The following is an 11,599-nucleotide window of genomic DNA, read 5'->3' on the forward strand; positions in this document are numbered from 1 at the left end:
CGGCAGGTAAGGAAGCACGCCCTGCCCGTTGCCCTGCTCGACGACGACCTTGTTCGAGTCCTTCAGGATCCTCTCCATTGTTTCCAGGTAAAGGCGCTTGCGCGTCACGTCGGGCGCTTTGGCGTATTCGTTGTAAACGGAGATGAAGCGCTGGGCCTCACCTTCGGCTTCCTGCACGACCCGGTTCTTGTAGGCGGCGGCATCTTCGCGGATCTGGGCCGCCTCGCCGCGCGCTTGGCCGAGCTTCTGGTTGGAATATTGATTGGCCTGCTCGACGAACTTGTCCTCGTCCTGCTCGGCGCGCTGCACCTCGTCGAAAGCATCGGCGACCTCGCGCGGCGGGGCGGCGTCCTCGATGGAGATTGCGTTGACTTGCAGACCCGTCTTGTAACCGTCGAGCGTGTTTTGGATGATCTCACGCACCGATGTGGCAATACCCTGGCGATCGTCGCGGAAAATATCCTGCGCGGGGCGCCGGCCGACGACCTCGCGCATGGCGCTTTCGGCCACCTGCGTCAGCATGCCGTCGGGATCGGAGACGTCGAACAGATAGGCCCTTGGATCGGAAACCTGGTAGGCGACCGAGAACTGCACATTGACGATGTTCTGGTCGCCGGAGAGCATCAGCCCGGAGCCGCTGCTCGCCCCGCCGCCGATGCTGACGAGCTGCTCGGAAATCTTTGCCGTTTCGACCGTTTCGATCGGCCACCAGTGGAAATGCAGGCCTGGCTGCGAGAGCTCGGCCTTCGGCTTGCCGAAGCGCAATTCGACCGCGACCTCGTCAGGCTGCACGGTATAGATGGCCTTGAAAGCCCAAAGCACGACAAGCGCGAGCGCGATCAGCCCGAGGACGGCCGGGCTAGCGCCGCCGCCTCCCGGAAGGGCGCGCCGCAGCCTGTCCTGGCCGCGGCGGATGATGTCCTCGAGATCGGGAGGCGACCCGGGCGGGCCGCTCGGGCCTTTCGGTCCTTGTCCCCAGGGCCCCTGATTGCCGCCGCCGCCCCATGGGCCGCCGCCACCGCTCTTGTCGTTCCAGGGCATGAATGTCCTTTCGCTTCGGTTCCCTCAGGCCTTGCGGCGCGATCCTAGCGCATGACCTCGAAAACCGATATCGGTTTTCCGAAAGGAATCATGCGCCAAATCAAAGTTTTACGGCGACCTTCTTGCGCGTCCGGTTGGAAGCGTGGCGCTGTACCCTCGTTCTTCTATAGGGACGCCGTGACGCGCTTTCAACGCGATCCGCTACGCGCGCCTGCGATTTGAGCCGTCAGCGACCCTTTGTCCTCGTCAGTGACCGTCGCCGCGGCGCTCGTAAACGGTATAGCGTGTCGCGTGGCTGTCCTTTTCGCCCGCCGGAAAATCCTCGGATCGGACGATCCGCCAGATCGCCGGGTCAATCGGCGGAAAATGAGCGTCGCCATCGACCGGGGCCAGCACATGCGTGACGTGGAGACGATCGGCCAGCGGCAGGGCCTGGGCATAGATCTCGCCGCCTCCGACGACGCAGATCTCCTCGGCACCTGCCATGCAGCGGCCGCGCACCTTGGCCAGCGTGATCGCCTCGTCGAGCGAATGGGCGACTTCGGTGCCCTCGGATCGCCAGTCTCTGGCTCGCGTCACCACGATGTTGAGCCTGCCGGGCAGCGGCCGGCCGATACCCTCATAGGTCTTGCGGCCCATGATGATCGGCTTGCCCATCGTATCGGCCTTGAAGCGTTTCAGGTCGCTGGAAAGCCGCCACGGCAGCCCCCCTTTGCGTCCGATCACGCCGTTCTCGGCAATGGCGACGTAGATCGCGATGTCCATCAGCCGCCGTTCCCGCTATTGTCCGATGGCTCGAGCAGCAAGATGCCGATATCGTGCTCCGGATAAAAATCCTTGGCCGTCATCTCGAACGTCGTCGGACCCACCTTGCGGACATTGTCGCCGCAGAAGGAGACCAGATTCTTTGGGCTGCCCTTGTCGATGGTAAGCTTGAAGTTGCCGATACTGCCGGACGCCCAGTTGCCGCCGGTGGTCAGGACATAGGCGATGCGGCTCTCGAAATATTTGGGATAGCCGTCGGGATTTTCGTTCGCTGCCTTGCGCACAGCGTTCTCGAACGCGCCGTCCATGCAGTAGCGGGTCTTGTAAGTGTCGTACTGCCCCTGGAACTTGCCGTCGTAATAGAAGCTGACCGATGACGTGCCGCCGACGCTCGGCTTGTAGCGGTGCCAGACATGGACTTGCTTGTTGGCCGGGAAGGTGGAGCGCCACCAATAGGTCGAGCGCAACTGCCAGAACGGCGCGTAGGCGGTTTGCATGCCCGAACCGTTATCGGCGGTGTCTTCGACGATGATGCCGCGATCTTCCCAATCCTGGGCGACGTCCTTGGGCAGCTTTGCCAGCGCCGCCTTGGCGGCGTCACCGAACGGATAGAGCGGCACGTCGTGCGCCTTGAGTTCCGCGGTGATGTCGATGCCCAGCGCGAACGCCTTTTGTTCGAGCTGCGGATTGGCGTCGACGCCGTCGATCGTCACCTCGAAGCCGAGGAAATTGTCGCTCTGCGCTTCCGGGATCGCCGGCATCTCGTTCGGGTCGCCTTCGATATCCGGCATCGGGAAGGCGACGATCGCGCTGACGTCCTTGTCGGTATTGTTGCGGAAAACGTAGTCGACGGTCACCTTTTCCGGCGAGATGAAGAGATCTTCGCTTTCCATGGCAACCGCATCGCTGCGCGACAGGATCAGCCCGCCGGTGCCAAGCGCGGCAACGGAATCGTTGGCGAAGGCCGGTGCAACCGAGAATGCCAGCGCTGCGGTCAGGATAGTGCGTGTCATGGCTCCCCTCTCGACGGCATGACCGGGATCATGCGTATGCGCTTCCATCTAGAGCAATTCCAGGAGAAGTAGCTAGAGGCGTTCAGCGTTTCTGCCGACCGGCCGAGTTTTGCGCCCGCGTGCCTGCCTGCCCCCGTCTGGACACCGGCCGCCCGATCGGGCAGGAGGACGCCTATGCGCAAGCTTCTCGTCATCGGCATCGGCGCCGGCAATCCCGACCACATGACCGTACAGGCCATCAACGGCCTGAACCGGGCCGACGTGCTGTTCGTTCCCGACAAAGGCGCGAGAAAGAACGACCTTGCGGAGGTCCGTCGGCAGATCTGCGACCACTTCGTCACAAACCCGAAGTCGCGCCGCGTCGAATTCGACGTCCCGGTTCGGGCCGAGCCGACATCGTCCTATCGCGTGGCCGTCGACGACTGGCACGAGGCGATCGCCGAAATCTATGAAGGGCTGATCGGCAACGAGCTTGCCGAGGACGGCTGCGGCGCATTCCTGATCTGGGGCGACCCCTCGCTCTACGACAGCGCGCTGCGCATTCTGGAGCGCGTGCGCCTGAGGGGCAATGTCGGTTTCGAGCTCGAGGTCATTCCGGGCATCACCGCGATCCAGGCGCTTGCCGCCGCCCACGCGACCGCGCTCAACCGCATCGGCGATTCGATCCTGGTCACCACCGGCCGCCGGCTGACTGAGGAAGGCCTGCCCGCGAATGCCGGGAGCACAGTTGTCATGCTGGACGGCAAGTGCGCCTTCAACACGCTGGCCGACCAGGATGTTTTCATCCAGTGGGGTGCCTATCTCGGCACGCCGGACGAGATCATCCTTTCCGGCCGCCTCGGCGATGTCGGCGCCGAAATCGAGAAGGTCCGAGAGGAAGCCCGGCGCAAAAAGGGCTGGATCATGGACACCTATTTGCTCCGCAAGCCCGGGGAGCCGGAGGAATAGGCCCCTTACAGGCCCAATCAACCGGCGTCGATCTCGGCCTGCAACGCCTGCATATGGACGGCCGCCGCTGAAGCCGCCGCGCGCTCGATCGCTCTGAAACGGCTGACGACGGCGAGACCCACGGCGGTCAATTGCGCGCCGCCGCCTTTTCGGCCGCCGGTCTGCGCCGCCACCAGCGGCTTGCCGAACACCCGGTTCATGTCCTCGACCAGGTCCCAGGCATGCTTGTAGGACATCTCCATGCCGCGCGCCGCGGCCGAAATCGAGCCGAAAGCGGCGATCTGCTCCAACAATTCGATCTTGCCCGGACCAATTCGTCCGTCAGGGTCGAGATTTATCCGCAGGCTCAGCGATGGCATCCCTTGTCCTCTGCGATCATGTCGAGATTACCCTCTCCGCCGCCACATCGCTATTCCAAACCAACATAGCGATATTGCCCTTTCGTCAACCATCGGCCTCCACCGGCAGCCCAGCACCTCTCGTCGCGCTGTCAAAGCTCACCGTCTTGATCACCGCGAAGACCTCGCGGCCGAGCGCGAGCCGAAGGCTCTGCTTCGACTGTTCGGTGACGCGCGCCAGCACCGTTGCTCCGTTGCAGTCGATGGCGATCTCCACCGTAGGCCCGACGCCCGGCCTGACCGCGGCGATTTTGCCCGGCAATATGTTGAGCGCGCTAAGACCCGACGGCTGTTCGGTCGCGATCATGACATCGCGGGCGCGGATGCGGAGCCGCACCAGAGCTCCCGCCGGGCGTGAAACGCGCGGCACGCGGATCTCGCCGGCCGGCGAGCCGAGCACAGTCATGCCGAAAGCCTCGTCGTGACGCAAAACCCTGGTGTCGAGCACCGCGCCCCCCTCGCCGCGCTCCTCCGCCGGCAAGAGGTCGAGCCGCTGCATGATCGCCTCGGTCGGGCCGAAAGCCGCGATCTTGCCTTGGGACAGCACCGCCACGTCGCTCGCCAGCCGCGCCACCTCGGCGACGGAATGGCTGACATAGGCGATCGGGATCTTCGTCTCGTCGCGCAGCCGCTCGATATAGGGCAGGATTTCGGCCTTTCGCGCCTCATCGAGCGAGGCGAGAGGCTCGTCCATCAAAAGCAGTTTCGGGCTGGCAAGCAGCGCGCGGCCGATCGCCACGCGCTGCTTTTCGCCACCCGATAGTTTCGTCGGCCGCCGGTCGAGCAGAGGACCGATGCCAAGGAGTTCGACCACCGCATCCATACTGGCGTAGCGCTCCGCAACTGGCGTGAACCAGCGGCCATAGCGCAGATTGCCGGCGACGCTCATGTGCGGGAAGAGCCGCGCATCCTGGAACACCATGCCGATCCGTCGCCTGTGCATCGGCACGAAGATGCCGGCGGCGGTGTCGACCAGCACGCGACCGTCCACCGCGATCCGCCCTTTCTGCGGCCGGATCAGCCCGGCGATCACATTGATCAGCGTCGACTTGCCCGAGCCCGAAGGCCCGAACAGCGCCGTCAGCCGGCCGGCGCTTTCGAAATTCGCGTCGATGGCGAAGTCGCCGAGACGATGACTGATGTCCACCGAGAGCGTCATTCGATGTCCATCCGCTGGCCGACCCGCCGCGCCAGAACCTCGGAGGCCACCAGCGCCACCATCGAGATCACGATCGAAATCAGCGTCAGGCGTAGCGCTCCGGGATCGCCGCCCGGCACCTGCGTGAAAGTGTAGATTGCCGAGGGCAGCGTCTGCGTCTCGTTGGGGATGTTGGAGACGAAAGTAATGGTCGCGCCGAACTCGCCCATCGCCTTGGCGAAGGACAGGATCGCGCCGGCGATCAGGCCGGGCAGGATCAGCGGCAGCGTGATTGTGGCGAACACCCAGACCGGGTTGGCGCCGAGCGTGCCGGCGGCCGCCTCCATCTTGCGGTCGACCGCCTCGATCGACAACCGGATCGCCCGCACCATCAGTGGAAAACCCATCACCGCGCAGGCAAGTGCTGCCCCCGTCCAGCGGAAGGAAAAGACGATGCCGAAATGCTCGGCGAGGAAGGCGCCGGCCGGCCCGCGCCGGCCGAAGGTGAGCAGCAGCAGATAACCGGTCACCACCGGCGGCAGGATCAGCGGCAAATGCACCAGCCCGTTGAGCAAGGTCTTGCCCCAGAACCGCCCCCGGGCCAGGACCAGCGCGATCAGGATGCCGGGCGGCAGACTGGCGATCATCGCCACCGTCGCCACCTTGATCGACAGCCGGACCGCATTCCATTCGTCGGGAGTGAGGTCCAGCAGCCAGTTCATATGCGGTGTTAGGTCTTTCTCAGTTGCTCGGCGCGAGCACCGCAAAACCCTGTTCCTTGAAGAGCGCGGCGGCCTTGGCCGACTCGACGCATTTCAGGAAGGCAGTCGTATCCTTGTCCTTCGAATCCGCGGTCTGGGCAATCGGGTAGATGATCGGCGGGTGCGAATCCTCGGGGAAGGTGCCGACGACCTTGACGCCCTTTTCGGCATGGGCGTCGGTGGCGTAGACGATGCCGAGCGCGGCCTCGCCCGTCGACACCAGCTTGAGCGCGGCGCGGACATTCTCGGCCTGCGCGACCTTGCCTTCGACCGAGGACCACACGCCCAGCCATTCCAGCGCCGCCTTGCCGTATTTGCCGGCGGGCACCGCCTTGAAATCGCCCATGGCGAGCCGACCGTCGCCGATGAGCCCGGCGAGGTCGAAGCCCTTCTCGACCTTCGCGTCGACCTTGGAATCTTGCGGCGCCACGAGCACGATCTGGTTGCCAAGCAGCTTCACCTCGGTGTCGGGCCTGGTCAGCTTCTTGTCGGAGAGATACTTCATCCAGTCGAGGTCGGCGGAGACGAAGACATCGGCTGGCGCGCCGCCCTCGATCTGCTTGGCCAGAGCCGAGCTTGCCGCATAGGAAATGGTGGCCGCTTCGCCGACTTCGGGCTCGCAGGCCTTGTTGACCGCATCGAGCGCGTCCTTGAGGCTGGCCGCGGCGAACACGATCACCTTGCCGTCGGCGTGAGCTGCCGGTACGGCCGCTATCAACGCTGCCGTCAGTCCGCCGATGGCGATTGCCTTCAATCCAAAACTCTTGCCCGTCATGAAACCTCGCCCCTCTGAAAATCCGTTCGGCTCGAGCCCTGACTCGATATATCCGGATGAACATAACAAGAAAAGGTTTTTTAGGCTCCGCGCCGTTGTGCGCCAGGATCCCACCAGCCCACGGTGAAGTCCGTTCGATACAGCGAGGCATAGGCAGATTAAGATCAGCGCCGGCAATATCCTGAAGGGCAAGGTCATCGTCGAGGGAGCGACCACGTCGCATGTCCGGATAGCTATCGGCGGCGGCGTCCTCGACACGGCTTCGATCACCAACGAAGCGGTTGCCGATCTGCGACTGGGCAAGTAGGGCCTATGAGGTGATCAAGGCCTCCGACGTCATCGTCGGGACTGGCTGACGACTTGAGCGCTGGCAGCGCTCAAAGCGGGCCTTATACCGCGATCGGCGCCTTGATATTGGCGTCCGCAAAATAGTTCTCGAGGCGGAAATCCTCGAAGCGGAAGGCAAAAAGATCCTTCACATCCGGGTTGATCCACATCGTCGGCAGCGGCTTCGGCGTGCGCCGCATCTGCTCGCGCGCCTGCTCGAAATGGTTCGAGTAAAGATGCGCATCGCCGAGCGTGTGGACGAAATCGCCAGGCTTCAGGCCGGTGACCTGCGCCACCATCAGGGTCAGCAGGGCGTAGGATGCGATGTTGAACGGCACGCCCAGGAAAATGTCGGCCGAGCGCTGGTAGAGCTGGCAGGAGAGCCGGCCTTCCGAAACGTAGAACTGGAACAGGCAATGGCAGGGCGGCAGCGCCATCGCCTCCACTTGGGCCGGATTCCAGGCTGAGACGATCAGCCGGCGCGAATTGGGATTCTTGCGTACCTCCTTGAGAAGGGCGGCGATCTGGTCGATCTCGCCGCCGTGCCCATCCGGCCATGAGCGCCACTGCTTGCCGTAGACAGGGCCGAGATCGCCGTTCTCGTCGGCCCATTCGTCCCAGATGGTGACGCCGTTGTCGTTGAGATATTTGATGTTGGTGTCGCCGGCCAGGAACCACAGCAACTCGTGGATGATCGACTTCAGATGCAGCTTCTTGGTGGTGGTAACCGGGAAGCCGCGCGAAAGGTCGAAGCGCATTTGGTAGCCGAACACCGACCGCGTGCCGGTACCGGTGCGGTCGCCGCGATCGGCGCCGTTCTCCAGCACATGGTTCAACAGGTCGAGATATTGGCGCATCGGCTCGGCCTCGATTCGGATGACAAGCGATCATAGCCGACTGGCGGTCGGTCGAATACCCAAAGCCTACAGATGTCGATCCGGCGCGAAAAATCCACGGCGCCGGCACGTTGCCATGCCGGCTGCCGATGGCCTTGCCTCACAGAGAACCCAGTTTGCCCAGGTCCTTCGCCACCAGATAGTAGAAGGTCACGCGGCTCTTGGTGTTGTCGGCGGCCATCGCCTTGCACGCCTTCTCGATCGAGGCGTCGGCCTTCTTGGCGTCGGCAATCCCAAGCTTCTTGGTCACCCAGTTGTCCCGGACCCGCTCGAGCTCCTTCGGGTCCGCGCAGGAGACCAGGGAGGAATCGCGGTTCCTGAGCGCGATGCCCAGATGCTTGACGATCTTCTCGACCGCATCGGCGCTGGCGCCGGCATCGTATTTCTTCACATCCGCAAGATAGTCGGCCATGAAACTTCCCCTCGTCGGCGCCACGGATCCGATCGATGAGGCTTGTGGCGCGCCGCGCAACTTGTGCGCTAGGTCAGATATTCCTCATCGCCGGGGAGCTTCGATTGAGTAGACGCGCAAGTCAACCCTCGGCTGTCGAGTTTGGCGCAGGGGACAAGCCTCGACTTGGCCCTTTCATTTTCCGTAACCGCTCCCTATATTCGCTTCGTCGGCTTGACCGACTATGGCGATAAACAGGCGATGAAATAAGCCGTTCGGACCCGGGGGCGGTACCCGGCGCCTCCACCAAAAACCGCTCTTCCAAAGGGAGCGGCTTTTGCTGGGGGCGAAATAGGATCGACGAAGGTGTAAAGATCGTACTTTTGCCCGGCATTGTACCACCGTCATCGGGCTAAACTTATAGTTGCCAACGACAACTATGCGGAAGCTCGTCTCGCTGCTTAATGCAGTGCGAACGCTTCAAATCAAGCCCTAGAGGTTCGCACTTCTAGGCGGGGTTCGGAGGTACCTGGCAACAGAAACCTCCACCTTCCCCCTCGCCTTCTTTCCAAGTCAATTGAACGGCCAAGCATGCTTGGCGCGCATGCTTGCGGTCCTGCCTGAGCTGAAAAGGCCGGGCAATCCCGGCCTCTTCCGATTTTCTATCCGCGTCTTACTCGGCAGGCGCTTCGACCGGTTCGCGCGCACGGCCGAGCGTCAGCTTGGCCAGCATGAAGGAAATCACCGCGCAGAGCGTGATGCCGGCCACCATCGGCAGCGGCGTGCCGTCGAAGAAGAGGCCCGCCACGCCCATGGCCAGCGCGCCGATGGCGAAGTGCAGCGTGCCCATCAGCGCCGAGGCCGTGCCGGCGATCTCGCCATGCTCTTCCATCGCCAGCACCGAGGTGGTCGGAATGACTAGGCCAAGGAAGCCGTAGCCGACAAAGAGCAGCGCCGCCATCACGTCGAGCCGGTCGACACCGGATGCCATGATCGCGAACAGCGCCACCATCACCGTGGCATAGCCGGTCACCGCCACCCACACGACCCGCTTCAAGCCGAAGCGATCCGCCAGCATCCCGGTCAGCTGCGACATGCCGATGAAGGCGACCGCGTTGATCGAGAAGAACACGCTGTAGACCGACGGCGACAGGCCGTAGTGGTCAATCAGGATGAAGGACGAACTCGACAGATAGACGAAGAAGCTCGCAATGCCGAAGCCGGCGATCGCCGTCAGGCCAAGGAAGTTGCGGTCGCTCATCAGGTAGCGGTAACCGGCAAGTGCCGTGCCGAAGGACGAGTTGGCGCGCTCCTCCGCCGAACGCGTCTCTTTCAGCGAGGTCGCGAGCAGGATGGTGGCTAAAGCTGCTGCGCCCGTTACCGTCCAGAACACGGCACGCCAGCCGAAGCTCTCGATGATCTGGCTGCCCGTGAGCGGCGCGAGGATAGGCGACACCGAGAACACCAGCATCAGCAACGACATCAGCTTGGCGGCCTCGTTGCCGGTGTGCAGGTCACGCACGATGGCGCGCGGCACTGCCATGCCGGCGCTGGCGCCGAGCCCCTGCAGGAAGCGGAAGGCGATCAGCCACTCGATATTGGGCGCCATAGCCGAGCCGACGCCGCCAACCATGAACAGCGCGAGTCCGACATAAAGCGGCAGCTTGCGCCCGACCATGTCCGAGATCGGTCCGACGACGATCTGGCCGAAACCCATCGACAGGAAGAAGATCAAAAGGCTCATCTGCACGGCGGCGGTGCCAGCCTTCAAATCCGCACCGATCGAAGGCAGTGCGGGAAGGTACATATCGATGGCGAACGGGCCGATTGCGGACAACAAGCCTAGCACGACCGCGATGCGGAGGAATTTGGGACTCATGATAAGGGCTTCTTTCGGATCTGGTTGCCGCCGTGGTCCGGCGTCTACCCGAGGACGTTCCATCCCGTGGAACCCCGACATCCGGGATGTGAAATCATCGTCGCTTCAAAGCGCGAATCTGCCGTTTCCCGGGAGCGGACTTCGCTTTATGGTGTCTATAAACTTAGACAGGCTTGTCCAATTCGTCAATCATCGCTATATAGTTTTTTATGAAGGTCGGCGTTTCTCCTGACACTTTCCCGCCACGCAGCCATGAGGCCAAGCGCATATCGGTGGTTGATGCTGCCGCTTCGGTCTTCTGCCGCGAAGGCTATGCCGGCGCCAATATTGACCTGATCGCGGCCGAGGCCGGCGTTTCGCGCCAGACCGTCTACAATCACCATGGCGATAAGGAAAAGCTGTTCATGGCCATTGTGCGCGACCTGACGGAGCGCTGCAATGCCGGCATCTTCGCCACCATTGCCACCTTTCCCGACCAGCCCGCCGATCTCGAAGCCGATCTTGTCGCCTTCGCGGTGCGCATGAACCGCAACTGTATCTGCAACCGCGACGGCCGCTTCCTGCGCAAGCTGATCCAGGCCGAGGGCGAGCGCTATCCCGAGCTTTTTGCCGAGTGGCGCGAACAGGGACCGGGCCGCACCTGGTCGGCGCTTGCCGCCCGCTTCGCGCGGCTCGCCTATGCCGGGCACCTCTCGATCGACGATCCGGACGTGGCGGCGCGGCAGTTCCTCGCGCTCGTCAACGCCGAGTTGCAGACAACCTTCATGCTCGGCGGCATACCGACGGAGGAAGAGGTGTTGCGCTCAGCGACCAATGGCGTGCGCACCTTTCTGGCCGCCTTCGGCAGGAAGAAAGCGGCAGCCGCCCGGCAGGCCGCCCTCGCCCACGCCTGAGCGATCAAATCGCCGCCAGCCCTCTTGGCCTTAGCTTTCGGCGCCTATATGCGGTTTACGCCGCGCCCAAGCTTGATTACAGCTATGCGGACGATTCAATGGAACCCGACCGTCACATGGCCGACGACCACATCCGCTACGACATTCTGGCCCAGGAGGCATTGCGCGGCGTCATGCGCAAGGTCCTGGCCGAAGTCGCGCGCACGGGCCTTCCGGGCAACCATCATTTCTTCATCACCTTCCTGACCGGCGCGCCGGGCGTGCGCATCTCCTCGCGGCTGCGCGAGCGTTATCCGGAGCAGATGACCATCGTCATCCAGTTCCAGTACTGGGACCTGAAGGTAACCGACACCGGTTTCGAGGTGGGACTCTCC

13 protein-coding genes, 1 other RNA gene and 1 pseudogene are annotated in these 11,599 nt (G+C 63.2%); 5 read left to right on the top strand and 10 right to left on the bottom strand.

The window, feature by feature from the left end; genetic code table 11:
* From hflK to EOA32_RS25195, 3 genes are all read right to left on the bottom strand, one after another.
* Positions 1–1,041: FtsH protease activity modulator HflK (gene hflK, locus EOA32_RS25185; RefSeq protein ID WP_128373166.1), on the bottom strand; the 1,041-nt coding region annotated here is incomplete at its 3' end.
* A gap of 246 nt (positions 1,042–1,287) precedes the next feature.
* Positions 1,288–1,806, bottom strand: a complete 519-nt coding sequence (locus EOA32_RS25190) for a dihydrofolate reductase (RefSeq protein ID WP_066990903.1) — start codon at positions 1,804–1,806, stop codon at positions 1,288–1,290.
* Complete coding sequence (locus EOA32_RS25195) at positions 1,806–2,819, bottom strand: DUF4424 domain-containing protein (protein WP_128373167.1); 1,014 nt, start codon at positions 2,817–2,819, stop codon at positions 1,806–1,808. Before EOA32_RS25195 ends, EOA32_RS25190 begins: the two co-directional genes overlap by 1 nt.
* Before the next feature lie 174 nt (positions 2,820–2,993).
* Here EOA32_RS25195 and cobF point away from each other — a divergent pair, with 174 nt between their 5' ends.
* Positions 2,994–3,767 (top strand): precorrin-6A synthase (deacetylating), encoded by a 774-nt coding sequence (gene cobF, locus EOA32_RS25200; RefSeq protein WP_128373168.1) that lies wholly within the window; start codon positions 2,994–2,996, stop codon positions 3,765–3,767.
* Between the two features lie 17 nt (positions 3,768–3,784).
* Here the strand turns inward: cobF and EOA32_RS25205 are convergent, their stop codons facing one another.
* From EOA32_RS25205 to modA, 4 genes are all read right to left on the bottom strand, one after another.
* Entirely contained in the window at positions 3,785–4,126 is a 342-nt protein-coding gene (locus EOA32_RS25205; RefSeq protein WP_066990897.1) for a winged helix-turn-helix domain-containing protein, read from the bottom strand.
* A gap of 85 nt (positions 4,127–4,211) precedes the next feature.
* Complete coding sequence (modC, locus tag EOA32_RS25210) at positions 4,212–5,324, bottom strand: molybdenum ABC transporter ATP-binding protein (RefSeq protein ID WP_128373169.1); 1,113 nt, start codon at positions 5,322–5,324, stop codon at positions 4,212–4,214.
* Positions 5,321–6,025, bottom strand: coding sequence for a molybdate ABC transporter permease subunit (gene modB / locus EOA32_RS25215; RefSeq protein ID WP_128373170.1), 705 nt, complete (start codon positions 6,023–6,025; stop codon positions 5,321–5,323). The genes modC and modB overlap by 4 nt, the downstream gene beginning before the upstream one ends.
* 19 nt (positions 6,026–6,044) lie before the next feature.
* Positions 6,045–6,839, bottom strand: coding sequence for a molybdate ABC transporter substrate-binding protein (gene modA / locus EOA32_RS25220; RefSeq protein WP_128373171.1), 795 nt, complete (start codon positions 6,837–6,839; stop codon positions 6,045–6,047).
* Between the two features lie 157 nt (positions 6,840–6,996).
* On the opposite strand from modA, the pseudogene EOA32_RS25225 reads away from it, so the two are divergent.
* Positions 6,997–7,195, top strand: a pseudogene (locus tag EOA32_RS25225) (TOBE domain-containing protein).
* A 33-nt stretch (positions 7,196–7,228) separates the two neighbouring features.
* Here the strand turns inward: EOA32_RS25225 and EOA32_RS25230 are convergent.
* Entirely contained in the window at positions 7,229–8,023 is a 795-nt protein-coding gene (locus EOA32_RS25230; RefSeq protein ID WP_128373172.1) for a thymidylate synthase, read from the bottom strand.
* A gap of 139 nt (positions 8,024–8,162) precedes the next feature.
* Complete coding sequence (locus EOA32_RS25235) at positions 8,163–8,474, bottom strand: DUF2853 family protein (protein ID WP_066990883.1); 312 nt, start codon at positions 8,472–8,474, stop codon at positions 8,163–8,165.
* Between the two features lie 168 nt (positions 8,475–8,642).
* Between EOA32_RS25235 and ssrA the strand changes: the two genes are divergently transcribed.
* Positions 8,643–9,003: a transfer-messenger RNA gene (ssrA, locus tag EOA32_RS25240) on the top strand.
* A 123-nt stretch (positions 9,004–9,126) separates the two neighbouring features.
* On the opposite strand, the gene EOA32_RS25245 is transcribed toward ssrA, so the two are convergent.
* On the bottom strand, positions 9,127–10,332 hold the full coding sequence (locus EOA32_RS25245; RefSeq protein ID WP_066990881.1) for a multidrug effflux MFS transporter: 1,206 nt from the start codon (positions 10,330–10,332) through the stop codon (positions 9,127–9,129).
* Between the two features lie 209 nt (positions 10,333–10,541).
* Here EOA32_RS25245 and EOA32_RS25250 point away from each other — a divergent pair, with 209 nt between their 5' ends.
* Positions 10,542–11,225 carry a TetR/AcrR family transcriptional regulator gene (locus tag EOA32_RS25250; protein WP_095783789.1) on the top strand — a complete coding sequence of 228 codons (684 nt, stop codon included), beginning with the start codon at positions 10,542–10,544 and terminating at the stop codon, positions 11,223–11,225.
* A 116-nt stretch (positions 11,226–11,341) separates the two neighbouring features.
* A partial coding sequence (locus EOA32_RS25255; protein ID WP_245499382.1) for a ClpXP protease specificity-enhancing factor SspB occupies positions 11,342–11,599 on the top strand: 258 nt, incomplete at its 3' end.

The sequence above is a fragment of the Mesorhizobium sp. M1A.F.Ca.ET.072.01.1.1 genome (genome assembly GCF_004023325.1).
Lineage (GTDB): Bacteria > Pseudomonadota > Alphaproteobacteria > Rhizobiales > Rhizobiaceae > Mesorhizobium.

Bases quoted from the DNA above. Each gene is read 5' to 3' on its own strand.
- EOA32_RS25190 (WP_066990903.1), bottom strand. From the start codon at position 1,806: ATGGACATCGCGATCTACGTCGCCATTGCCGAGAACGGCGTGATCGGA.
- EOA32_RS25195 (WP_128373167.1), bottom strand. From the start codon at position 2,819: ATGACACGCACTATCCTGACCGCAGCGCTGGCATTCTCGGTTGCACCG.
- cobF (WP_128373168.1), top strand. From the start codon at position 2,994: ATGCGCAAGCTTCTCGTCATCGGCATCGGCGCCGGCAATCCCGACCAC.
- EOA32_RS25205 (WP_066990897.1), bottom strand. From the start codon at position 4,126: ATGCCATCGCTGAGCCTGCGGATAAATCTCGACCCTGACGGACGAATT.
- modC (WP_128373169.1), bottom strand. From the start codon at position 5,324: ATGACGCTCTCGGTGGACATCAGTCATCGTCTCGGCGACTTCGCCATC.
- modB (WP_128373170.1), bottom strand. From the start codon at position 6,025: ATGAACTGGCTGCTGGACCTCACTCCCGACGAATGGAATGCGGTCCGG.
- modA (WP_128373171.1), bottom strand. From the start codon at position 6,839: ATGACGGGCAAGAGTTTTGGATTGAAGGCAATCGCCATCGGCGGACTG.
- EOA32_RS25230 (WP_128373172.1), bottom strand. From the start codon at position 8,023: ATGCGCCAATATCTCGACCTGTTGAACCATGTGCTGGAGAACGGCGCC.
- EOA32_RS25235 (WP_066990883.1), bottom strand. From the start codon at position 8,474: ATGGCCGACTATCTTGCGGATGTGAAGAAATACGATGCCGGCGCCAGC.
- EOA32_RS25245 (WP_066990881.1), bottom strand. From the start codon at position 10,332: ATGAGTCCCAAATTCCTCCGCATCGCGGTCGTGCTAGGCTTGTTGTCC.
- EOA32_RS25250 (WP_095783789.1), top strand. From the start codon at position 10,542: ATGAAGGTCGGCGTTTCTCCTGACACTTTCCCGCCACGCAGCCATGAG.